The organism is Micromonospora sp. WMMD980 (assembly GCF_029626035.1).
Lineage (GTDB): Bacteria > Actinomycetota > Actinomycetes > Mycobacteriales > Micromonosporaceae > Micromonospora.
Genome location: NZ_JARUBE010000003.1, coordinates 4,717,551 through 4,740,995 on the forward strand (window position 1 = coordinate 4,717,551; position 23,445 = coordinate 4,740,995).

Genomic DNA, 23,445 nt, shown 5'->3' on the forward strand with positions numbered 1-23,445 from the left:
CCGGTGTCCTCCGTGACGCCGCCGCCGTCAGGACAGACGCCGCCGCCGTCCGGGACATCGGACGGCGATCTGACAAGACCGGCCAGCGCCTCCGTGTCATCGATGCAAGTCGCTGTCATGGTCGAGGTGGTCGTGACCGTGCGTGTCTGACAGCCGGGGGCGGCCGATCGCTCTGACGATCTCACGACGCCGACCCCGGCCCGGTCGAGCCGGCGACAGCCGGATCATCCCGCGTTCCCGAGGCCAGCCGAGCGGACAGGAATCGGTTGTCAGACATTCGTGAGATCCCCGTGAGATCGCTAGGTGTTCGCCACAGCTCACAAACACCGGTTTGAGGGTGTCAGCGCACCACAGCGCGGCGCGGAGCCGACACCACATGAGCGAGCACACGCCGCAGCACCACAACCCGCAGCACGATCCCACCGTCGACACCGGCCTCCTGGCCGGGGTCGACCCGACACCGACCGACCTGGTCGCCGGCGACCCGCCGGTCCCGCTCACCGTCTGGCGCACCGCCCGCACCCCAGGCGACGCCGGCCGCAGCATCGGCACCCGACTGGCCGACCGCCTCATCGCCGCCTACAGCCGCCCCGGCGAGGCGGTCGTCGACCTCACCACCGACCACGCCCTCATCCAGGCCTGCACGGCCGGGGCGCGCCGTCACCACCCGGCGTGGTTCACCGACGCGTCCAGCCTGATCATCGGCCCGGCCACTGCGGTCCCGCCCGCCGGCACCACCGGCGGCGCGGAACCGGGCGAGGAGGACGACCTGCCCGAGATGGGCGCCTGGTTCGGTGACGATCTCACCGACCCGCAGCTGCACCCACCAGCCGACTCGGTGGCCGACCTGCCACCCGGCGGCTCCCTGCAGGCAGCGACCAGTCTCGTGGTCGCCTGCTGGCCCCTGCACGAGAGCGTCGCCGCGAACCGAGTGCGGCTGGCGTGGCTGCTGACCGGCTGCGCCGCGTTGCTGCAACCGGGCGGCTGCCTGATCCTCGTCGTCACCGTCCCGGCCGGCACCACCGCCGGCCCGGAGGACTTCTCCGGCGTGGTCCAGGCCGCCGCCGACGTCGGACTGGGCTACCTGCAGCACCTCGTCGCCGTCACCGCCGACACCGACGGGGACGCGTTCGTCTACCACGTCACCGACGAGGAACTGCTCACCCTCACCACCGCCATCAACCAGCGCTGGCAGGTGGCGCACCTACGAGTCCACGCGGACCTGATGGTCTTCAGCCAGGCCCAGAGCCAGCGCCACGCCCCGCGACAGGGCGGGCGCGAGGGCGGTGGTCGCCGTGGCTAAGCACCGCGCGGACTCTGTGGCGCCCGAACCCGACGAGCCGACCACCGCCAGCGGCGCCGCCGACAGGGCCGCCGGAGGACGCCACCGCGCCGCTCCGCCCGAGCGGCTGTCGGTGTGGGCGACCGCGCAGGCAACCGGCCCGGTCCAGCGCCGCGGCCGGTACGTGCGCGAATCGGTGCAGCACCCGGCACGGATGCTCCCGGCGATCGCCGCGCACGCCGTTACCGCCTACACCGCGCCCGGGGACCTGGTGCTCGACCCGATGTGCGGGATCGGCACCACCCTGGTCGAGGCGATCCACGCCGGCCGGGACGCGATCGGGGTGGAGTACGAGTCCCGCTGGTCCGACATCGCCGACGCCAACATCAAGCACGCCCACACCCAGGGCGCGACCGGCCGGGCCGGTGTCATCCGCGGCGACGCCACCAGCATCCTGTCGTTGGTGCCGGCGGCCCTGACAGGGCAGGTCGCCCTCGTGGTGACCTCGCCGCCGTACGGGCCGACCGTGCACGGCTTGGTCCGGCCCGGCGCCGACGGGGTGGCGAAGTTCGACAACGCCTACAACGACGGCACCGACCGCGGGAACCTCGCCTACCGCGACCTCACCGGGCTCGCTGACGGGTTCGCCCAGATCCTCGCCGGCTGCCACACCCTCCTGCGCCCCGGTGGCGTCGTCGTCGTGACCGCCCGACCGTGGCGCAAGCACGGCGAACTGGTCGACCTGCCGTCGGCCGTCATCGGCGCCGGCATCCGGGCGGGCCTCACCCCCGTCGACCGGTGCGTGGCGCTGCTCGCCGCCGTCCGCGACGGCGGTCTCGTCGCGCGGCCGTCGTTCTTCCAATTGCAGGCGGTCCGTAAGGCGCGGGCCGCCGGCACTCCCATGCACCTGATCGCCCACGAGGACGTCCTCGTGTTCATCAAGAGCCAGACCGACTCGGGTTCAGGAAGCCTGGGGGGCACCCTCGGGGGAGGGGTGGTCGCGTGAGTGCGCCTGCCCACCGCCACCCGAGCCGCGCGGCGGGAGTGCACAGCTGCTGCCTTCTGCGGTTGGCCGCGCGCGGTGAGACTCCTCCAGCGGATGCCAACCCGGGTGAACCGGTGCCAACGCGGGTCAACGCGGCCGACCGGCGGTCGCAAACCGGGGTTCGTGTGCTCGGCGTGTGCTCCTGGGCTGCGACAACGGCGGTCCGGGGAACGCGGGTGAACGTGGGCCACTCCCTGCCACCCCAGGTGAACCCCCAGGTCGCTAGACTAGGCCCTCGCGCCCCCGTAGCTCAGGGGATAGAGCATCGGTTTCCTAAACCGTGTGTCGCAGGTTCGAATCCTGCCGGGGGCACGTCACAGAACTGCAACAGCGGAACGTGGTTGATCGACACCTGATCGTGAAGGCCACCTTCGCGCTCTAGTAACTACGTGAGGATGCCCCGGCCGATCGGCCGGGGCATCCTCACGTAGTGGCGCGGTCGTTCTCGTGAGCCGTACAGGTTGGGGCTTCGGATTGCTCAGAGCCAGCCGTCGTCGGTGGAGGTAGCCGGGTTGGTGGCGTGTGCCAGAGCGCACGCGCAGAGCCCCCCTCCCTGTCACGCTGATGTGAGACAGCCCGTCTACCAGGGGATACTCTTCCTGGACGGTCCTGAGGAGAGATCATTAGCATAACGTCGAAGCCCCACGAGAGCCTGGATCCGGACGCCCGGCCCCAGCGGCGGACATTCACCGCAGAGTTCAAGGCGCGGATCCTGGACGAGTACGACGCGGCGCCGGACGCGGCGGCTCGCGGGGCGATTCTGCGCCGGGAACGGTTGTACGGGTCACACATTCTCGACTGGCGCAAGGCCCGAGACGCCGGAGCGTCGGCCGGCTTGACGGACCGGCGGCAATCGGCCGCGCGGGCAGCGAAGAAGGCCGAGAGCGCCGAACTTGCCCGTCTTCAGCGGGAGAACGCCCGCTTGCAGGCCAAGCTGGCCAAGACTGAGACCGCGTTGCAGATCATGGGAAAAGCGCACGCGCTCTTGGAACTGCTCTCCGAGAGCGCGGATTCCGCGCCGATGCCGAACCCGTCCTCGCCGAGGCACAGCAGGCGCTGACCCCGGCGTGGGGCATCGCCGGGGCCTGCCGGCTGACCGGTGTTTCCCGCGCGACGCTCTACCGGCACCGCGTACCACCGCTAATCTCACGGCCGCGGACCGCGCGCAGGCCACCGCCGTCGGCGTTGTCCGAGGCGGAACGTGAGCAGGTGCTGCAACTGCTAAACCGGCCCGAGTACCAAGATCTGGCGCCGGCGCAGGTGTGGGCCCGCGAGCTCGACGAGGGCCGCTGGTGGTGCTCGGAGTCCACGATGTACCGGATCTTGCGGGCTGCCGGGCAGAGCGGCGAACGCCGCAGCCAGGCCAGCCATCCGGCCCGCACCAAACCCGAACTCGTGGCCGACGCGGCGAACCAGGTCTGGTCCTGGGACATCACCAAGCTGCGCGGCCCGCAGAAGGGCGTCTGGTTCCACCTCTACACCGTGATCGACATCTGGTCCCGTTACGTCGTCGGGCACCTGGTCGCCGCGCACGAGGACGGCCAGCTCGCCGAGGCGCTGATCGCTGACGCGGCCGCCCGCGAACGCGTCGATGCCGATCAGTTGACCGTGCACGCCGACCGTGGCGCCGCGATGACCAGCAAGACCGTCACCCAGCTGCTGACCGATCTGAAGATCGGCCGTAGCCACAGCCGTCCGAAGACATCGAACGACAATCCGTACATCGAGGCGAGCTTCAAGACGTTGAAGTACGACCCGACGTTTCCCGAGCGGTTCGGGTCGATCCAGCACGCCCGGCAGCACTGCGAGGCGTTCTACACCTACTACAACCACGAGCACCGGCACTCCGGGGTCGGCCTGCACACCCCGGCATCGGTGCATCACGGCACCGCCGGGCAGATCCGTGAACAGCGGCAACAGACCCTCGACGCGGCCTGGGCAGCGCACCCGCAACGGTTCGGCCGCCGCCGTCCACGCCCGCCCCGCCTCCCGGACCGGGCATGGATCAACAAACCCGACAACAGCGACCCCGAACAGACCACCGCCTCGCCCGTGCCCAACCAACCAGCAGCACAAAGCTAAACAAAATCAAGAAAATGTCTCAGTTGACTTGACAGGCTCCGCCCCCTGATGACCGCTGAGACGAGGACGCGCATAAGGACTGCCCAGTCATGTCGCGGAGCCGCCCTCGGCTCGGATGGTTGGGCCTTTATTTTTGCAAGAGGGCGGCGGCGCGTTGGTCGAGCTGCTTGGCGAATGCGGGAAGCCGGGCACCGAGGCCGCCGAGGCGTGTTCGGATGTTCTTTACGGCCAGGTGGGCACGCCCAGATCTAATACCCGCCATCGTGTCCATGGCGTAGTTCCAGTTCTTGGAGGCCTCGTGAAGTCGACCTTGACTGCATTGGACATCCGCGATGTTCGCCAGCGTTAAGGTATGGATTCGGCGGTATGCGTCAGCGTTTCGAGTAGCAATCGATCGTCGGAGTTGTGTCTCGGCTCCGGGGAGATCGCCCAGGTCTCGAAGGGCCTGGCCAGCTTGGCTGGCGAGGGAGGTTTCGGTGAAGCCGCTGGTACGGATCCACATCGGCTCGTCGTCTGGGGAGGCGTTCGCCAGGTGCGCCTCTGTCAATCCCCTGGAATCGTGGAGGACTCGGTTATGCGGCCTGGTTTTCCAGGACGTGGGTAGTTGACCGTTCGTAGTCGATCGGTGAGCGTCCGTCGCAGACGGAGTGGCGGCGGCGCCGGTTGTAGAAGTCGGTGATCCAGGTGGCGATCTTCAGCCGGGCCTCGGTACGGGTGCGGAACTGGTGGCGGTGGACGTACTCGACCTTGATGGTGGAGAAGGTGGCCTCGGCCACGGCGTTGTCGAAGCACGAGCCGACCCGGCCCATCGACTGGCGTACCTTCCAGCGGGCGCACGCCCGGGCGAAGTCGGCCGAGCAGTATTCGCTGCCCCTGTCGCTGTGGAAGATCACTGCGGCGACGTCGCCGCCACGGGTGACCGCGGCCATGTTCAACGCGGCGACGACCAGACCGGCGTCGTGCCGGTCGCCCATGGCGTAGCCGAGGATGCGCCGGGAGTACAGGTCGATGACGGTGGCGAGGTAGAGCTTGCCCTCCTGCGTAGCGATCTCGGTCATGTCGCCGCACCAGGCCACGTCCGGCGCGGATGCGGTGAACTGACGCTTGACCAGGTCCGGGGCGGCTGGCCGCTTGCCCTGCCGAGTCAGCCCACGCCGGCGCCGTTTCGCTCTGGCGACCAGGCCCAGATCAGCCATGACCGCGGCGATCGTGTTGTCCGACACCCGCCAGCCCTGCTCACGTAACTCGTCGCCGACGCGTGGACTGCCGTAGGTGCCGCCCGAGGCGTCGAAGACGCGCCGGACCGCGTCCGTCAGCCTGGTCCGACGATCCTGGCGAGGCGTCGGCCGACGGTCGCGCCACTTGTAGAACCACGACTCGGACACCCCCAACGCCCGGCAGGCCACCGCGTGCGGCACATCGTGCTCGGTCCTCTGGGAAACGATGAAGGCGGCCACGCTCACCGGCCCGTCGCTTCCTTGACCCACAGGACCACGGATCGCTTGAGGACATCACGCTCCATCGCCAGCTCGGCGTTCTCCCGCCGCAACCGCGCCAGCTCCGCCCGCTCGTCCTCGGCCAGCTGCCCGGCAGCGGCTTCGCCACGAGCGGCACGATCCTGCTGAACCCAGTTGGCCAGGGTGCCGCTGTTGATCCCCAGATCACGCGCTACCTGCGCGATCGACTTCCCGGTCTCCCGCACAATCCGGACCGCGCCCGCGCGGAACTCCGGATCGAACCGGCGTCTCGTCTCAGCCATGAACCTCTATCCCCCAAGCTCTGGCCTCCACGTTACGAGGGGAACCACACTACCGACCCGGCTACAACCATCGACCGGACCCACTGTGCGACACACCCGACCCACCCACAAACCAAACGCGCTCTTAGACGCCGAGATCGGTGCGGTGCCTGCATCCGCGCAGATTCGCCGGCGTAGGCGCCCGATGCCGGTGCGGCGCCTACGCCCTGACAGCGGCGAAGCGCTCAGGTGGTGTGCGAACGACTGGAGAGATGACGGGCGAGGTCCACGGGAACCGGGTGCTCGAACACATCCTCGGGGAAGCATTCGAGGGGAAATTGATCCTCCATCGTGGCGCAGATCTCCAGAGCGCTCAAGGAGTCTAGTCCGAGGTCGAACAGATCGTCATTCGCGGTCACCGGTAGTTCAAGGGCCTCCGTCGCGGTCCTTAACAAAGCGTCCAGGACGGCGGGCTCGGAAACCTGGTGCTGGTTGGTCGGGTTCTCGATCATGTCTTCTCCTCAACGTCGGAAACGGGTCCGGCTAGGACGATCGGCCGGGTGTGGATCACAGGTTCGATGAGCGCGTCGGTGCTGCTCCGCCACCCGCCGGCCCTTGTCGGATGCGTTCGTATGCTGCCGCCGGTCCCCCTCGCCGCCAACCCACGTACTCCAGGAACCAGTCGGCTCCGGCACCGGCGTAGCCGTCGAATCTCGATTCCTCTCCGTCGGTCCGACCCTCGACGATCAGCTCGGTCCTCAGCCCGTCCGGTCGAGCGATGCCGTCCACGACGGCGCGCATCTGCGCGACGTCGTCAGGGGTGAGGTCACCATCCCGCTTTTCCGGGAACACACCGTCCGCGGTGGCGGCAAGCTCCAGGATCGATCGGCCTGGCCAGTAGCCGCCGGCCCAGATCGGAATGGGTGTGATCGGGAGCGGCAACAGCTTGACCGCTGCCACCTGGTAGTAGGTGCCCACATGGCGCGCCGGTGTCCCGTTCAGGAACTGCCGCAGAAGTCCGAGCGCCTCCAGCATTCTGTCGCGCCGCTGCTGGTATGACGTCTCGCGACCGAACGCACCGAAGTCCGCCTCCGCCGGACCTCCGGCTCCGGTCCCGAACCTGATGCGTCCGGGGGCGAGCTGCTGGAGCGCCACGAGTTGCTTTGCCACCGTCCACGGGTCGCGGCGGGCCAGAGCGGTGACCATGGGGCCGATCACGATTCTCCTGGTTTTCGCGGCGATGGCCGCCAGCGCCACCCAGGTGTCCGTGACCGGGGTGGGCACATCCCGCTTGTAGAGCAGGTAGTCGTTGAGAAAGAAGCCTTGCCAACCGTGTGACTCGGCCGCGACGGCTAGCGACACCAGCACTTTTGGGTCCGCGTACTCGCCGACTGTCGATACCATCAAGCCGCGCTTCACGTCTTTTCCTGTCTCTCCCGCGGTATCTTGCGGTCCGCGCGCCATCTGCCGGTCACCGCAGGAGCGCCCGGTGGTGCCGCCAGAGCCAGTCGAGGTAGGCCCGCAGTTCTTCGGGGCTAGCAACCCAACCTAGGTCCACGTATCTCAGCATGCGTAGGGCTTCTCCCGGCACGAGATCAAACTGGCTCATCCCGGTCTCGGGGCTCGGGCTTGTCGGTGCGAGTGGCACCGGTAGCGGCACGAGAGGCAACAGTTTGCCGCGCTTGACGAACTCCTTCAGGACGGTGAGGTAGACCCGGGGAAGGTGGTACGCCGCAACGGCGACGCCGACGACCTCTACGTCGAACTCCTCGACCCGGTCGACGATCCACGCAGCCTGGATCGCTGTGTTCGGCGCTGGTTCCCGCTGGACGTGGACCCCGTCCAAGCGGCGCAGGCCGAGCTCGTGTAGGTACTCCAGGGTGATCTCGCGGTACGTTCGCTCTGCCGGGTTGCCATTAGTGATCAGCAGCCGGCGTGCAGCGTCGTTCCTCTCCCACTTGTCGATGGCTGCTTTGAGGCGAGACTGCTCGCCCTGGCCGACCGGTACGGCGAGAGCGTCGGCGTGGTCGCTCGCGACCGCCGGTATTGTCAAGATCGACACCATTGCAGCCATTAGGTCCATCAAACGACCCGCGTCCAGGCCTGCAAGGTCGGTTTGCGCTACCACCCTTGACGTCCTCCGGCTTCCGATCATCGCCGCGTCCGCCCTCTTCCCCGGCTGTCCGCCCTCCACCGGCACGAGCACTAGGCCACCGCTTCCCGATACGTGACGTTGAGGTGCGCCAGGGCGGCGTCCGCGTCGGCGGCGGCCTTTGGGGCCGTCGGGGCACACGTCATCACGTACCCGATGCGGTCGTGGCTGTTGGTGGGCCAGCGCGTGTGCCAGCCGGGCGCGACCTTGATGCGGGACGACACGACGGTGGGAAAGTTGCTCAGGATACTCAAGTCTGGCACCGCTTCGACCACACCCCGACGACCCACCAGGAACCTGATGGCAGCCCCTCTCTTCCGCTTCGGGCGCAGGTCTGGCTCTCCGCCCGCATGGGCGGTGATCGACTCTTCGAGCAGGGCAATCCCGGTGGCGTGGTGCACGAGGTCAGGCACGAAGTCCCCTCCCGAGCGCGCGTTTATCTCGATTAGGAACGGGCCTTGCCCGGTCAGCTTGACCTCAGTGTGGGCTGGGCCGAAGTCGAATCCGATCGCGTCAAGGGCGGCCACCGCCAGATCGGCGACCGCCCGACGAGACGTCTCCGGCAGGAAGGACGGGAAGGTGTGCCCGAGTTCTATGAAGTGAGGTGTCGGGCCGAGCAGTTTGTCGGTCACTCCGAGCACTCTGGTCTGGCCGCCATAGGTGAAGGTCTCCACGCTGACCTCATGGCCGAAGAGGCACTCCTCGATGAGCCCTCCAGGGGTCCTGCGCTGGCCCCGGGAATTGATCGGGCTGATCATCAGCAGGCTGATCCGGTCATGCACCTCCTGCCGGGTCCGGCACAACGCCACACCGATGCTCGCCGACTCGTCGACCGGCTTGAGCACGCATGGCAGTCCGACAACGTCGAGAGCGGCGTCGATTTCCGCTGGAGACGAAACGAACCGGAAAGCTGGTACGGCGACGCCCCGCTCCGCACATGCGACGCGCGTCCTGAGCTTGTTCCGTGCCTTGTCCGCGGCCTGTGGACTCAGGCCCGGTAGTCCCAACCGCTGGGCGGTGGCCGCCGCGAGTGGTACGAAGTGATCCATGACGGTCATGACGCCGAGCACCGGGACGGGCAGGCTCCGCAACACCTTCTCCATGGCGTGTACGTCCTGGGTGTCGCACGTGACGACCTCGTCGGCCTGGCTGACTATGGTGTCGATGGCGTCCAGGTCGGCCGCGTAGCGGTCGAAGTCGGCGGTGAGAAAAGCGACGCGGTAGCCGTTGGCGCGGGCGAGCTTCAACGCCTGAATGCCGGTACCGGTCATGTTGCTCTCGATGAAGGCCAGGAACCGACGGGGTGGCGTCGTGTCGGTGCCTTGCGGGGCGGTTCTCATCATAAATCCTCCGTTGCGTCTGGTGGGCCGCTGAACGGTAGAGATGTCCCTGTGATGGGTGACGGCCCGGACACGAGGTGCCGCTGGGGTGGCGAGGCGGTGCCGCCGCGGGCGAGGCACCTCGGGCGAGCGGGGTGCCTAAGACGAGTTACTGGCTCTGCTCGGCGGGGTTAGCCCTTGAGCTCGGCCTCGGCGATGTCCAGTACAGCGGTGGTCACCGCGCTGATGTCGCGCGCCGTCATGCCGGGCCACAGGGGCAGGGAGATCATCCGTTGGTACTCCCCTTCCGCCTGAGGAAAGTCGCCGGGACGATAGGCATAGCGGCGTTGGTACGCGGAGTGCAGGTGCAGGGGTATGAAGTGCACGTTTGCTCCAATCCCGCGCTGTCTCAGCTGGTCGAGGAACGCGTCACGGGAGCAGTGGAGGCGATCGAGGTTGAGCCGCAGCACATAGAGGTGCCAGCTGTGCGACTCCTCGTCAAGCCGGCTCGGCAGTTGGAGAGCTGGATGACTCGCGAAGGCCGAGTCGTAGGCGTCGACAATCGTCCGGCGCGCGCTTCGTCGTGCTGTCAGTGTCGTCAACTGCTGTCGGCCCAACGCGGCCGCCACGTCGGTCATGTTGTACTTGAAGCCAAGATCCTCGATGTCGTACCACCACGACCCCGAGCCGTACCGGTCCAGCGCGCCCTTGCTCATGCCATGCAGCAACAGTTTCCGAGCACGGGCAGCCTGCTCACGGTCGGGCAGGATCACCATTCCGCCCTCGCCCGTGCTCAGCGTCTTCGTGGCGTAGAAGCTGAAGGCGGCGCCGTCGCTGACGGCGCCGGCGTGCCGTCCGTCACGGCTCGATGGGAGGGCGTGTGCGGCGTCCTCGAACACCAGGCGGGACGGACCGGCGGCGGCGGTGAGGTCCTTCATGTCACCGTGCAGCCCGGCGAAGTGGACCATCAGTACCGCCCGGGTCTGGCTGGTCAACCGGCGTTCGATCTCAGCGCCGGTCAACATCAGCGAGTCGGGGTCGACGTCCGCGAGTACCGGGCGTGCGCCCACATGGGCGACGCTGGCCGCCGTGGCGGTGAAAGTTAGCGTGGGAACGATCACCTCGTCGCCGGGTCCGATGCCGGCGGCGAGTAGGAGGAGGTGTAGCGCCGCGGTGCCGGACGAGACCGCGATGGCGTCCTTCACTCCGACGGCGCGGGCGAACTCCGACTCGAACTCTCGCACCTGCGGGCCGGTGGTCAGCCAGCCGGACCGAAGCGTCCGCACCATCGCCTCGATTTCGTCGTCTGAGGCGATCAGTCGGTGAAAGGGAACCTGGTGGGTCACGATGCCACCACCTCTGCCGTCAGCGCGGCGGACACGAGCGGACCCAGAGGACCGTTGGCGGTCACGGACACCTGTCCCGGCTGGTGGACGGAGTTCTGCCCATTGAGGCCGGACCAGGATCCTCCCGCCTCGACGACGCAGACCGCGACCGCGGCGATGTCGTGCGGCTCGGCGAGGAAGTCGATCATGACGTCGGCATGTCCCCGGATGACTTCCGTGTGGCCGAAGGAGTCCGCGTAGCCGCGCTCAGCCTCGGCCGATTGCACGATGCGGCGCAACTGGTCGAGCTTGTCCGTCCGGCAGGCGAAGTCTATGCCGTTGTGGAGAACGTACGCGTCCTCGATCCGGTCGACCAGGGATGTGCGTAACCGCTCCTCCCGTGCTCCGGTGCCGGCGTGGCATCCCTTTCCGCGTTCGGCCCACACCACCTCCTGTCGAGCGGGGTGAGCGATGATCCCTAGGTCGGGGACGTCGTCGGCGACGCAGGCCACGAGGATGCCCCAGAAGTCCTGACCGCGTACGTACTGCTGGGTGCCGTCGATGGGGTCGACCAGCCAGACCCGCCCGGATCGGGACGCGACGGCCTTGCCTTCCTCGCCGGCGAACCCGTCATCGGGAAAGCGCGCGCGGACGAACTTGAATAGCCTCTCCTCGATGTAAAGGTCCATCTCGGTAACCACGGTGCGATCGGGTTTGCGCCGAGTTGCGATGCCTGCGGCACGGGCCTGTACTGCCTTGTCACCCAGTTCGTTGACTAGCTGCAGCAATTCTTCGACGGGGTACCGGTAGTAACTCACGGGCAACGCCTCCCGAGTCGGTGGAGCATGTCGCGCCTGAATTTGGAGTCGCTGAACAGGGAGATGCGTCGGGCGTAGACGTTCGTCTCCGCCGGTTCATCGGCTTCGAGGGTCAACGGCAGGGTGTAGGCGAAGAAGCGGAAACAGTTCAGCAACATCGCATCCAGCAACATGTTGTTGTCTATCTTGGCCTGGGTGGCCTCGTATGCGGAGACGAAATCCCGGACGATCTCGACGTCAAGGTCGACGTCGCCGCGGAACGCGAACTCCATGGCAGCGATCGCCACGTCGAAGAACTGCGTGCCGTAGTAGGCGTCATCGAAGTCGATGACACCGACCACAGATCCGTTCCGGAGGATGACGTTGCCTGGGTAGAGGTCGGCGTGCACGAGCCCGAGGGGCAGCTCATCCGCGAGGAAGGGCTCGCGGGCTTGCTGCCACCTTGCGGTGATGCTCTCGGCGAGTGGGACCTCGCCGCGGGCGTGGAGGGCGCCCACCGCCTCCCGCACGAGATTGTCGATGAAGTCGCCGTCGCACCGTGCTTTTTGGCCGGCGGGCACGAAGCCCTCCAGGGCGTTCTGCATGTCACCAAGGAACCGGCCCATCTGCTTGCCGATGGCCGGAGAGACTTCCGCCTCGTCCATGATCTCACCCTCAATGAACGTGAGGATGGTGTACAACCGGCCTTCGAGTTCCCTCGGTCGATTTTCGACCGGGTCGACCGGGCGCTGAACCGGAATCCCGCCATCGTGGAGTCGCCGCAACGCGGACAGCTCGAACTCGATCTCGTCAATGCTGCGTTCAGCTTGGTAGATACGTAGCAGGTACGGCCGGTCCGTGCAGTCGACCCGGATGTTGGTATTGATGATCCCACCGCTCATGGGGGTCACTCCGACGGCCGTGAGAGTGTGGCTGGCGAATAGTTCCCGAACCACCTCCTCCCGAATATCGACCGTCGCGTGGAGTCGTGGTTCCGTCATGGCGTAACGTCCTCTACCGAGTTGTCAACCGTGAAATTCAAGATCAGCCGCGTGATCACCTTAGCGAAGGCGACGAGTGCGTCCACCTCGACGTGTTCGTCCGGTGCGTGAGCCTGCGCCAAGTCACCCGGTCCGCAAACCACTCCCGCTGCGCCAAAGGCGTGGTAGAGCCGCAGGTCGCAGGGGGAAGGGAAGCCGGTCCACTCGGGTTGTTCTCCGGTTGAGCGCAGGCAGGCCGCCAGGGAGGTTGGGAGGCGACGGTCGGCGGATGGGGGGTTTCCTGGAAACGACATCCGGGTGAGCCGGGGATCGGCCAATTCCGTGCCTCGCTCGCGTAGACCTGTGGCCAACAGTTCGCGCACGTCACCGATCGACATTTCGGGAGCAGAGAAGGCCACTCCCTCGACTCGGCAGGCCAGGGGAGGTACCGCCGCGTCGGACCCTCCTTGGACCTTGCCGATCGCCAGCGGGTTGCTGCTATATGCCGCGAAGCCCGGACTGTTTCGAATGCGGTTGGCGAGGTCCTGCCTAGTTGCGGCGACGGCGGTGATCGCTGCCGCCGCCCGCTCGATCGCCGAGTCTGCGTCGGACGACTCCGCCATGTGGGTCCGCCGGCCCTCGACGTTGAGGACGAAGTGGTGGAAACCCAGTGTCGCCTCGCAGATCCGCATGGACGTTGGCTCTCCGACGAGCACGTGATCCGGGGTGGGATGCGCCGCCAGCAGCGCCAACGTGCCGTTGCCGCCCAGCTCCTCATCAGGCACGCTGTGCACCTCAAGATTGACCAAAGGGCCGCCGAGCCGTGCTGCGGCACGGACGGCGACGGCGTAGGCCGCGAGTGAGCCCAGCATGTCGGAGGCGCCTCGGCCGAAGACTGCTCCGTCACGCAGGCAGCCCCCGGCGAGTGCCGGGTCCGTCCACTCCTGCTCGTCGACGGGCTCTACGTCGATGTGTCCGCTGAGCGCCAGCGTCGGTAGGGCGGGGTCGACGTCCACCCGCGCGACGACGAGGGGGTGTACGCCCGGCTCGTAGTGCGCGAAGTCGTCCGCCCATTCCTCTACGCCGACGTAGAGGGGGTGGTGTCGCAAGTTGGGAGCGGCTGGAACGTCGACGAGCCGCATGCCTGCGTCGCGCAGCGCGCTAGCCATGATGCTCTGCGCTTTGCGGATTCCCGTTGTCGGGCCCGCGTAGGTCGGGCGGCAGCCGATGAGTTCGGTGGTCAGTTCCACCATCAAATTGCGGTCTCGCTCGATTAGCCGGTCGACGTCTCGATCGATGTGTCGGGTCATTGGAAGTACTCCCGAATCGAGGCGGCCAGGTGAACACGCCGTGTGGGTGTCAGGGAACGGCAGGGGATCAGGAGGGTGCGTCGCCACAGGTGTTCGGAGCCGGGGTGTTCCTGGCGCGCGTACCGGGCATAGCGCCTCTGGCGGTGCAGCGGATAGTGCACCCAGCTGGTCTGGAACCCTCGCCAGCTGAGGAAGGCTCCTAACGGCCAACGGTGCTCGGGCGGCACACGGAGCACGAATGAGGCTCCTGACCACTGTTCGCCTCGCATCGCCGGCAGCCCGATGGGAAGATCCTCGAGCAGTTCGGCTAGAGCTTCTGCGCGGCGGCGCCATCGGATCACGTTCCGTGGCAGTTCCTGGATTTTGTGCCCTAGTACGGCAGCCGCCATTCGTGATCATGGTGGGAATTCGAGGTTGAGGCGGCGGGCGTAGTGGGCTCGTTTGGCTCGTGCTTGGTGTCGGCGTCGCCATGTTGACCAGCGCAAACGGTAGGCGATGCTGCGGGTCGGCCGGATGAGCAGGATGTTGATCAGGCGGCGGATCTCGTTGACGGTCAGCTCGATCATGTCGGGTTGACCGTGACGGTCTGCTGTTCGGGCGTCGGCGGCGCAGATCGCGAGGACCGCGAGGGCTGCCAGGGCCAGGGTGGTGAACCGGTGCCAGGACGTCCAGCGGCGGACTTGGTGCTGGTCAAGACCGACCTGACCCTTTCCGGCCTGGAACGATTCCTCCACGACCCAACGAACTCCCGCTACCCGCACGAGCTGGGCGAGGGTGGCCGGGCCGGGTGTCCAGCAACGGTAGAAGGCCAGCTCACCGGTGGTGTTGTTGCGGCGGATCAGCAGACTGTGCCGGCCGTCGTCGTCCGAGTCGCCGTCGGCGCCGACGTCGGTCAGCCATGCCCAGTCGTAGAACCGTGGCCCTTTCGACCCGTCGCCGGCACTGCGCCGGGTCCACGCGGTGGCAGGCAGGTCGGCGGCCAGCCGGTCGGCGCGACAACGGGTCTTCCCGCCGTCGATCGGCACGAGATGATCGCAGGAGACCGCCAGGACGTAGCCGAGGCGCAGTTTGCGCAGTTCACCCCGCAGCCGAGTGTTGTTGCCGTAGGCCTCGTCCGCGGCGACCCATCGGGCCGGGACCAGGGCTTGAACAGCGGCGGTGATCATGTCGTCGGCCAGCTCGGATCGGGTGGCGAACGCGACGTCGTCCGGGACGCCGGCCTGCTCACACCGCTGTCGATCGTCGGTCCAGGACTTCGGTAGGTAGACCCGGCGGTCGATCAGGGTGTGGCCGTGTCTGCTCGCGTAGGCCAGGAACACGCCAACCTGCGCGTTCTCGATCCGCCCGGCGGTGCCGGTGTATTGGCGCTGGACACCGACGGTGTGCACACCTTTTTTCAGATCGCCGGTCTCGTCAACGACGAGGACCCCGTCGGGGTCGCCAAGCCGGTCGACGACGACCTGTCGCACGTCGTCACGCACCGCGTCGGCGTCCCACTTCGCCCGATACAGCAACCTCTGCATCGCGTCCGGCCGGCCATGCCCGGCCTGCTCCGCCAACTGCCAACACGTCTTGATTTCGATATTCGTGAGCAGCCCTGTCACGAACGCCGCCGCCGCCCGCCGCGGCTCCACCCGCCCGAACCGTCCCGCGAACGCATCGCACACCCCGGCCAGGACCTGCCGCCACCGGGCAGGGTCTACGCTGTGGCACGCGGCCACCGCCAGATCTGAAGTTATGTCCACAGCAGACAGACGATCACGCGGTGGCCGCACCTCGTCTACCGACCCCCACCAGCAACATCTCAAACGGCGGCTGCCGTACTAGCAGCATGACCGACGCTGGAGCCATCGGCGTGGGCGGATTCGCACCCGCCGGCCGGGCCGCCAGCGCCTCCGCGACGTCGTGCAGGAGTGGACGTGGCGCGAGAACGCGTGACAGAGCTCGCCGTGCGGCAGGGCCGCGTGCGCGCACAAAACGCTCGTAGCCCAATCTCAGCGCGTGACGGCGTACGGTGTTGCGGCCGGGAGGAGCCATCCGGGGTGGCTGGAAGCGGGACGTCAGGAGCAGCGCGCCGCCGCCGAAGCAGTTCACCGGCTTGGTCCGCCCGAAGCTCAGGACACCGATGTCGCCCAGCCGGCCCGCCGGGATGCTGTGCAGGCTCGCGCCCAAGGCTTGTGCCGCATCATCGATGACGGGTATCGCCGCCGATCGCGCGAGGTTCAGCAGTTCGCCGGTGCTGTCGGCCACCGCACCGAAATGGTGGGTGAGGAGGATGGCGCGGGTCCGCCCTGTGATCGCGCGAGCCAGGCTAGCGGGGTCCGGCGCCCCCGTGACGGAATCGCTGTCGAACAGCACCGGCACCGCGTCAACGGCCAGGATCGCGTCGACGACTTGGGGGCAGTTGAACGTTGCGAGAGCAACCTCGTCCTCGGCGCCGATGCCCAGGCACCGCAGCGCCAGGGTGAGTGCGCTGGTGCCCGAGTCAGTCAGCAGCACCGGGTCGGGAGACGCGAGGTGCCGCGCGAGCGCACGGCCCGCTGCGGCCGGGGTGTTCTGGTGCGGCCGTCGGGCCAATCGCAGGAGGTCCAGGGCGGTGGGCGCGTCGTCGTACACGGCCTCGCGCAGCCGGGCCGGCATTGGAATGTAACGGGTGTCGCTCACGCCGGGGCCTGCCCGCCGGCGACGAAGCCGCGGTTGCTCAGCCAGTCGAGTCCTCGCCACAGGTTCACGCGTCGGCGGTAGTCCGCCTCGGTCAACTCCAAGCTCATCGTGAGTCCGGCACCGCACATGGACTGTGCCAGGGCGGCGTACCGCGGATCATCGCCGGGCAGATCGCCACCCTGCGCCCGCGACCGGCGGATCGGGAGCGCAACGCCGGATACCGCGCCGAAGTGTAGATGTTTGATCCTGTCCCGGAGGGCGGTGACGTCGAGCAGGTCGCAGTGCTGCACCGGCGGCAGGATCTCCGCAGGCAGTTCGTGCCTGGCGGCCTGATGGCTGCTCTCCAGCGCGCCGACCCAATGGGCGAGGTCGAAGGTGATCCCGACGTTGTTGAAGCGAAGAGCGGCGAAGTCGGACGGGTAGACGAAGACCGCGTCCACATCGTCACCGAGGTCGCCGATCAGCGGCATGTTCTCCACGCCGAGCCAGAGCCCCGTCCCGGCAAGGTACTCGTCCACCTCGCTGAACAGGTCGAGGAACCGCTGTCGCAACGCGGCAAGGTCGTGACGGTACAGGCGCTCCACCGGAATGAGGTAGTTGGTGTGTACCACCACTCCCCTCCCGCCATGGCGCAGCGCGATGTCGATGAACTCGTACAGCCGGTCCCGGATCCAGCGATCTTCGAGGTAGTTGGCGTCCATTGGGAAGTGCATGGTCAGGGGACCAGTCGGTGCTACGGTTGACAGATTGCGTTCCAACACGGCTAGCTCGTGCAGTTCGTCAGCGCGGAACAGCAGCGCCTCGACGCCGTGTCCGCAGTCGAGCCAACGCTGGTCAAGCTGGCTGACGTCCAAGCCCCAGAACGGCATGAGGGGGTGGATTCCGGCGGTCACGAAGTTGCCTCCTCGTAGACTTGGTACGGCCGCTCCACGGCTCCCCAGCGCGACTTGGCGAAGAGCTGACCCTCGGTCATCGAAGCGCCGAGGTCGATCACCGTCGTGCCCCGTTCTACGGCCTCTTTCACTGCGGCGCCGAGGATCGCGTGCGTGGACATGAGGTGACGATCCGCCGACCGGTAGGCGCCTATCCAATGGAACAGATGGTGTGAGTGTCGGAAGAACATGCCGATCCCGATTGGTCGCCCCTGGCAGTCGGCCCGCAAAAACCAGACGTGGTCGTCGCCGAGCGATACCAGGGCCCGCAGCAAGGCGGGTGGCGTGCGGTAGGTGGCACCGACGCGTTCCATCGACTCGTCGTAGATGTCGTAGACGCTGTTCACCTCGGCCGCGTCCCGGACCATGGTCACCGTGACACCGTTGTGCCGGCACGCGCGCACCGCCGTTCGCGCGTTGCCGGTTAGTACGGAGGACCAGGTGAGGTCCCAGGAGCGGGCTGGGCGCACGATGCTGGTCCTCTGCTCGCGACCGCCCGCCCGATTCAGCGTGAGTTCCAGGTCCGGAGAACAGACGATCCTGGTGAACCGTGTTCCCACCGCTTCCTCCACGGCAGCGAGGACGGCTTCCGGGTGGTCGGCCTCCGCAGCGTCGGATAGCGGCAGCGGGCCGCCGTATCCGATGGGCCCCGACTCGAGTCCGCGGGAGGTCTGGAAGCTCTGGCACAGCCAGCGGCCGCGAGGCGTGTCAATCACATGCCGGTGGGGTCGCCAGCCGAACTCGCGGCTGACGCACTCGGCCCACTCCCAGCTGTGAAAGAAGGTGGCGCCGACCGCCTGTGCTGCCAGAGCAGCCCACGTCCTCCGGTCCGTCACCGTACGTAGCCCCGTGACGGTCGCGGCGCTCACGCCAGCCCTCGATGCTGCGATTGGGTCATCTCCACAAGGTTCGCCCGGATGTCCGACCAGAGAGATTCGGCGCGCTGCGGGAGGAACAGGTCCGCGTCGTACGTCAGGGAGCCTCTGATCCGGTCGCCATCCGGGATGAGCCTAAGCTCGTAATCAAAGTTCGCGGTGCCGTTGTCTATCAGGGCCACGCGGGACAACTCGAGGTGGGGGAACGCGTAGGAGATGCCGGGCGGGGCTTGCACGTTGAGGCAGAACCGATAGGGCAGGCCCTCCTCGCCGTACAGGGTTCGCATGATGACCTCGGGTGGGATGCCGGGATGGCGCATAGCTGCCGTACTCACGGCCCGAGCGCGCTGAAGGCTTGCGACGGAGCAGCGGCCGGTTAGGTCGTTCAGGGCCATGGGCAGCACATTGGCGGTGTAACCGACCATCGCCCTCTGTTGCCGGCGGGTCCGGTTGTGAAACGGCACGCCGAGGATCACCTGGGAGGTCCCCGCCTGCGAGCCGGTTGCGGCACCGACCGCGTCAAGGATGACGTTGAAGACGGTGCACCGGTGTTCCCTGGCGAGATCACTCATCGCGAGGGACAGGCCTGCGTCGATCGAGAGCTCAATCGCTGCGCCGCGGCTCTCCGCGCCGTTCACGCGGGGTCGGTCGGAGGGCATGTCCAGAACGGGCAGCTCCTCGGGGAGCAGACGCCGCCAGTGCTCGATACGGGAGGCGAGCGGTTCCGATTCGGAAGATCGCGATTCTTCGGCGCAGTAGTCGGCGTACGTGTAGCCGAGCGGCGGAAGGTCCGCTGGTTTGCCGGCGAGCGCCAGGGCATACGCCTCTGACAAGTCCCGCAGGAACAAGTAGAGCGACCATCCGTCGACCATGATGTGATGGAACACGTATCCGAGCACGTGGTCGTCGGGTGCGAGGCGCAGCAGCCGGACCTTCCACAGCGGGAGTTCGTCAAGTTCGATCCTGGTAGCGGCGTCGGCGTTGACTGTTGCGATCGCCTCTGCGAGATCGGAGACCTCTTGGACAGGGAGCCCGAACACTCGCTCCTCGATCCGTTGGACCGGGTTGGTGCCACCCGTGATGCAGGTGCGCAGCGGCTCGTGCCGACGCACCACGGCGTCCAACGCTTCGGTGAGCGCCGGCATGTGCAGCGGGCCACGTAGCCGGAGCGCGCCGTAGACGTTTTCGCGGGCCGAATCGGTCGTTTGCTCGGCGCGCCACATCTCACGCTGCAGCGGTGAGAGAGGAATCTCGCGGTATGGCACTTAGCTCACCCCGGCCAACTCGACCGGTTGCCGCATCGCCGCAGCTACCTTGCCGATGCCTTCCATGAGGGGCACTTGCGGCACGTATCCCAGCTGGCGACCGGCGAGGCTGTGCGAGGCAACCCGGTGCTTGATCTCGATGTCCGGCGGCCGGTGGAGGTCTGCCGGATCGACGATGACGATCTCGCTGCGGGAACCGAGTGCCCGCACGACGCCGACGGCGACAGCCTCCAGATTCCAGGTGTCCGCTCCCGAGATGTTGTAGATGGCTGGGCCATGGCTTTTCTCGGCTACGGCGGCCAGGGTGCCCGCAACGAAGTCCGTGATGTAGGTGAAGGTGCGCAGCTGCTGGCCGTCTCCGACGAGCGTGATGGCCTTGTCGCGAAGCGCCAGGGACACGAAGCGGGGAATGACGAAGTCGAGACGCTGGCGAGGGCCGTAGACGTTGAACGGGCGAATGATCGTCGCCCGCATGCCGTGAGCTTTCGTCTGCTCCTGGACCAGCCGCTCCGCCGTGGACTTGGCCTTGCCGTAGGCGGACAGCGGGGCGTGAGGCGTCGATTCGGTGATGGGGAACGCGACCGCTTCTCCATAGACCTCCGACGACGACACGAACACGAAGTGCCGGCAACCGGCGCGCGCGGCCGCATCGAGGACTTCTCTCGTGCCGCCGACGATGGCGTCGGTCGTGATGTCCGCATCGGCAGCCGCCTCGGTCACGCCCACGACGGATGCCAGGTGGAACACGAGTTCCGGCTGGATCTCGCGAACGATCGAGGGATCGAGTGTGGTCACGTCGCCGACGAGGTGACGCTCGCCAGGGAACTCGGCGGCGGGTACGCGGTCGAGACCCACGACGGCCGCTCCGAGCGCCACCAGACGATGCACGAGGTGTCCGCCGATGAAGCCGGCGGCTCCCGTGACGAGGATCCGTTTCCCGCGGAAGTGTTCGAGGTTCATGGACGTCGTTGGCAAGGAACTCTCCGAGGGGTAGGGGCCGGTAGCGGCGGTCGTTCAGCGAAGGGTGGGCGATGACGGCGCGGCCGCCAATCGGCTGGGTGGCGTGAAGGCAAAGGCCAAGGCAGCGACCACGAGTGCGGCTGCGGCCACCGCGAGGCTCTCCCGGAAGCCGAGCCAACCGCCGAGGATTCCCGCGGTCGCGGCCCCGAGTGGCAGGCTGCCGTGAGCGACTACCCTGTAGCTCGCGTTGACCCTGCCCATGATCGACGGCGCGACCATGAGCTGCCGAAGGGTGACGGCATGGACGTTGAAGTGGGTGAACCCGAATCCGTAGATCGCGAACCCCAAGGCCATCACTCCGATGGCCACTGGGCCGCTGCCGGCCAAGACAACGAGGACCAGCGGGCCTGCCGCCGCGACGAGTCTGCCGAGCACGAGGTTCGTGCCCAACCTCAGCTTCGCCCCGATGCGGTTCGCGCAGATTCCGCCAATCAGCGAGCCAACGCCGATGGCGGCCAGCAGCACGCCGATGACGCTCGGCTTGAGCTGCAGGGTGCTTGTGGCGAACAGCAGGAAGTTCGCCATGATCACCTGGTCGAAGAAGTTGCCCCACGCGCTGAAGCCGGCGAGTGTCCCGAGCACCCGGTTTCCCAGGGTCTTGCGCAGGCCGACGCGGATGTCGACGAGCACCCCGCGCATTCCTCGGCGGGCTACCGGCTCGCGGGGAGGTTCGCGGCGCCTTATTGCCGTCATGGCTAAGGCGGACAGCAACATGCCGATCGCGTCGAACGTGATGGCGCCCGGCGCGGTGAGCAACGCGATCAGCAGGCCGCCGATGGCGGGCCCGGCGGTGTCGGCGATCGACGTGGTCGTGCTCAAGACCCCGTTGGCCCAGGTGAGCCGGTGGCGGTCGACTAGCGTCGGGACGTAGGCCAGGTAGGCGATGTTGAATACCGCGGCCAACACCCCGACGAGGAACGCGACGACCATGAAGTAGAGCAGGTGGAGATCGGTCAGCCAAGCCAGCAGCGGGATGGAGCCCAGTAACAGCGCCCGGGACAGGTTGATGCCGATGAGCAGCGGACGCAGCCGTACACGATCGACTAGCACCCCAACGAACGGTGTGATCAGCAGCAGCGGCAGCGTGGCGACGCTACCGAGACCGCCCACCTGCTCGGGCGTGGCATCGAGGATGTAGATCGCGGCGAGGGGCAACGCGATGAGGGTGACCCTTGCAAACAGGTCTGACACTGCTTCGCCGGCCCAGAACAGGTAAAAGTCCGTCTCGGCCCGTCGCGTAGGGATGCGTTGGCCGGAGTCGGCGGTGGTGGAGACAGCGTTCACAGCCGCACCACGTTGTCGCCGTGCAGGAAGCCGCGGGTGTCCAGCACCAGTCTTGCCGGGCTGAAGCTGGTGTTCACGTACTGGCTGTGTCGTTGAAGTACGACGACCACGTCCGCGAAGCGGAACGCTTCGTCCAGCGACCGGAGCGGAGCCAGGTCGGCGCCGCGCACCGGCAGGTACTCGATGTACGGGTCGTGGAACCTGACGTCGGCTCCTGCGGCGACGAGATGCTCGGCGAGAGGTACGGCAGGGGACTCCCGTGCGTCGGCGACATCCTCCTTGTAGGCGACCCCGAGCAGCGCGACCGAGGCGGGGCGGTCCTCGGGGGGTGGAAGCAGCTTCATCACCCGGGCAGCGACGTAGCGTGGCATGCGCTCGTTCGTCCGATCGGCGATGTCGATGAACTCTGAGTTGCTACCCAGGTCTCGTAATCGGTGGGAGAGATAGATCGGGTCGACCGGTATGCAGTGACCGCCGACTCCCGGGCCCGGAGTGAACGACTGGAAGCCAAAGGGCTTCGTCGCCGCGGCGCCCACCACCTCCCAGAAGTCCAAGCCCAACGCGTCACTGAGCAACAGCATTTCGTTGATGAGCCCGACATTGACGTACCGGTAGGTGTTCTCGAGGAGTTTTGCCATCTCGGCCTCCCGCGTGCCCCGCACCGGAACCACCTTGTTGACGATGCGGGAGTAGAAGCTCTCGGCGACCGTCGCGCAGGTTGCTGTATGGCCACCTACGATCTTGGGTGTGTTCCGCAGGCTGAACTCGGGATTCCCTGGGTCGATCCGTTCCGGCGAGAAGGCCAGGAAAAAGTCCGTGCCGGCGGCCAGACCGGACTGTTCGAGGATCGGCAGGATCACCTCCTCAGTGGTGCCCGGATAGGTCGTGGACTCCAAGACCACCAGGGTGCCGGGAGCGAGATGGGCTGAGACCCGCCGGGCGGCGGCCTGGACGGCCGAAATGTTGGGGCGACGTTGATCGTCCAACGGGGTCGGGACGCAGATCACCACCGTCGCCGCGGCGCTGATGACGTCGGCGGCGATCGTAGCGGTGAAGCCACCTGCAAGCATCCGGCTCAGGTCTTCGTCGGACACGTCTCGAATGTGCGAGTGGCCGGCCATGAGGCCATCCACGACGTCACCGTCGATGTCAACGCCCACCACGCTCAGCCCGCTCAGGGACGCCTCATACGCGAGCGGCATGCCGACGTAGCCGAGGCCCAGGACTGCTAGATCAAGTTGAGGCATTCGTCGTATTCCTCACTGAGAATGGGGCTATCGCCCGAGGGGTCCTGGCCACTGCGGCGCGCCGGTTCGGACCAGGTAAGGCTCCGGACAAGGCGCTCGTGCAGCGCAGTTAGTGCGCCGCGCCGCCT

The 23,445-nt window shown here is 67.3% G+C and carries 22 protein-coding genes and 1 tRNA gene; 5 read left to right on the forward strand and 18 right to left on the reverse strand.

The features are described 5' to 3' along the window. Positions 1-376: 376 nt before the first annotated feature. From O7618_RS22135 to O7618_RS22155, 5 genes are all read left to right on the forward strand, one after another. On the forward strand, positions 377-1,303 hold the full coding sequence (locus O7618_RS22135; protein WP_278108035.1) for a hypothetical protein: 927 nt from the start codon (positions 377-379) through the stop codon (positions 1,301-1,303). Beyond that, positions 1,287-2,288 (forward strand): DNA methyltransferase, encoded by a 1,002-nt coding sequence (locus O7618_RS22140; RefSeq protein ID WP_278108036.1) that lies wholly within the window; start codon positions 1,287-1,289, stop codon positions 2,286-2,288. The genes O7618_RS22135 and O7618_RS22140 overlap by 17 nt, the downstream gene beginning before the upstream one ends. Positions 2,289-2,566: 278 nt before the next feature. Then, positions 2,567-2,639: transfer RNA gene (locus O7618_RS22145), tRNA-Arg, on the forward strand. 523 nt (positions 2,640-3,162) lie between these two features. Next, positions 3,163-3,387, forward strand: a complete 225-nt coding sequence (locus O7618_RS22150; RefSeq protein WP_278104785.1) for a hypothetical protein — start codon at positions 3,163-3,165, stop codon at positions 3,385-3,387. Positions 3,388-3,419: 32 nt separating this feature from the next. Next, on the forward strand, positions 3,420-4,409 hold the full coding sequence (locus O7618_RS22155) for an IS3 family transposase (protein WP_278109923.1): 990 nt from the start codon (positions 3,420-3,422) through the stop codon (positions 4,407-4,409). Positions 4,410-4,981: 572 nt separating this feature from the next. Here O7618_RS22155 and O7618_RS22160 read toward each other — a convergent pair. From O7618_RS22160 to O7618_RS22245, 18 genes are all read right to left on the reverse strand, one after another. Beyond that, a complete protein-coding gene (locus tag O7618_RS22160; protein ID WP_278108037.1) occupies positions 4,982-5,872 on the reverse strand; it encodes an IS3 family transposase in 891 nt (296 codons plus the stop codon). Further along, complete coding sequence (locus O7618_RS22165; RefSeq protein WP_018829231.1) at positions 5,869-6,168, reverse strand: IS3 family transposase; 300 nt, start codon at positions 6,166-6,168, stop codon at positions 5,869-5,871. The genes O7618_RS22160 and O7618_RS22165 overlap by 4 nt, the downstream gene beginning before the upstream one ends. 224 nt (positions 6,169-6,392) lie before the next feature. Further along, complete coding sequence (locus O7618_RS22170) at positions 6,393-6,659, reverse strand: acyl carrier protein (protein WP_278108038.1); 267 nt, start codon at positions 6,657-6,659, stop codon at positions 6,393-6,395. Between the two features lie 55 nt (positions 6,660-6,714). Beyond that, positions 6,715-7,566 carry an LLM class flavin-dependent oxidoreductase gene (locus O7618_RS22175; protein ID WP_278108039.1) on the reverse strand — a complete coding sequence of 284 codons (852 nt, stop codon included), beginning with the start codon at positions 7,564-7,566 and terminating at the stop codon, positions 6,715-6,717. Positions 7,567-7,618: 52 nt separating this feature from the next. Then, positions 7,619-8,353 (reverse strand): hypothetical protein, encoded by a 735-nt coding sequence (locus O7618_RS22180; RefSeq protein WP_278108040.1) that lies wholly within the window; start codon positions 8,351-8,353, stop codon positions 7,619-7,621. Further along, the gene (locus O7618_RS22185) at positions 8,353-9,639 is read right to left on the reverse strand and encodes an ATP-grasp domain-containing protein (RefSeq protein WP_278108042.1); all 1,287 of its coding nucleotides are present in this window, start codon (positions 9,637-9,639) and stop codon (positions 8,353-8,355) included. Before O7618_RS22185 ends, O7618_RS22180 begins: the two co-directional genes overlap by 1 nt. Positions 9,640-9,809: 170 nt before the next feature. Beyond that, on the reverse strand, positions 9,810-10,964 hold the full coding sequence (locus tag O7618_RS22190; RefSeq protein ID WP_278108043.1) for a DegT/DnrJ/EryC1/StrS aminotransferase family protein: 1,155 nt from the start codon (positions 10,962-10,964) through the stop codon (positions 9,810-9,812). Further along, positions 10,961-11,761, reverse strand: a complete 801-nt coding sequence (locus O7618_RS22195) for an inositol monophosphatase family protein (RefSeq protein ID WP_278108044.1) — start codon at positions 11,759-11,761, stop codon at positions 10,961-10,963. The genes O7618_RS22190 and O7618_RS22195 overlap by 4 nt, the downstream gene beginning before the upstream one ends. Then, entirely contained in the window at positions 11,758-12,741 is a 984-nt protein-coding gene (locus O7618_RS22200) for a phosphotransferase (RefSeq protein ID WP_278108046.1), read from the reverse strand. The genes O7618_RS22195 and O7618_RS22200 overlap by 4 nt, the downstream gene beginning before the upstream one ends. After that, positions 12,738-14,030, reverse strand: a complete 1,293-nt coding sequence (locus O7618_RS22205) for a M20/M25/M40 family metallo-hydrolase (protein WP_278108047.1) — start codon at positions 14,028-14,030, stop codon at positions 12,738-12,740. The genes O7618_RS22200 and O7618_RS22205 overlap by 4 nt, the downstream gene beginning before the upstream one ends. A 395-nt stretch (positions 14,031-14,425) precedes the next feature. Next, a complete protein-coding gene (locus O7618_RS22210) occupies positions 14,426-15,706 on the reverse strand; it encodes an IS701 family transposase (protein ID WP_278103967.1) in 1,281 nt (426 codons plus the stop codon). Between the two features lie 82 nt (positions 15,707-15,788). Continuing rightward, on the reverse strand, positions 15,789-16,694 hold the full coding sequence (locus tag O7618_RS22215; RefSeq protein ID WP_278108048.1) for a DegT/DnrJ/EryC1/StrS family aminotransferase: 906 nt from the start codon (positions 16,692-16,694) through the stop codon (positions 15,789-15,791). Next, complete coding sequence (locus tag O7618_RS22220; RefSeq protein WP_278108049.1) at positions 16,691-17,587, reverse strand: TIM barrel protein; 897 nt, start codon at positions 17,585-17,587, stop codon at positions 16,691-16,693. The genes O7618_RS22215 and O7618_RS22220 overlap by 4 nt, the downstream gene beginning before the upstream one ends. Continuing rightward, positions 17,584-18,495 carry a GNAT family N-acetyltransferase gene (locus tag O7618_RS22225; RefSeq protein ID WP_278108050.1) on the reverse strand — a complete coding sequence of 304 codons (912 nt, stop codon included), beginning with the start codon at positions 18,493-18,495 and terminating at the stop codon, positions 17,584-17,586. The genes O7618_RS22220 and O7618_RS22225 overlap by 4 nt, the downstream gene beginning before the upstream one ends. Beyond that, the gene (locus tag O7618_RS22230) at positions 18,492-19,766 is read right to left on the reverse strand and encodes a condensation domain-containing protein (protein ID WP_278108051.1); all 1,275 of its coding nucleotides are present in this window, start codon (positions 19,764-19,766) and stop codon (positions 18,492-18,494) included. The genes O7618_RS22225 and O7618_RS22230 overlap by 4 nt, the downstream gene beginning before the upstream one ends. Continuing rightward, positions 19,767-20,726, reverse strand: coding sequence for an NAD-dependent epimerase/dehydratase family protein (locus O7618_RS22235; protein ID WP_278108052.1), 960 nt, complete (start codon positions 20,724-20,726; stop codon positions 19,767-19,769). A gap of 54 nt (positions 20,727-20,780) precedes the next feature. After that, a complete protein-coding gene (locus O7618_RS22240; protein WP_278108053.1) occupies positions 20,781-22,070 on the reverse strand; it encodes an MFS transporter in 1,290 nt (429 codons plus the stop codon). After that, positions 22,067-23,317 carry a nucleotide sugar dehydrogenase gene (locus O7618_RS22245; RefSeq protein ID WP_278108054.1) on the reverse strand — a complete coding sequence of 417 codons (1,251 nt, stop codon included), beginning with the start codon at positions 23,315-23,317 and terminating at the stop codon, positions 22,067-22,069. The genes O7618_RS22240 and O7618_RS22245 overlap by 4 nt, the downstream gene beginning before the upstream one ends. Between the last annotated feature and the right edge of the window lie 128 nt (positions 23,318-23,445).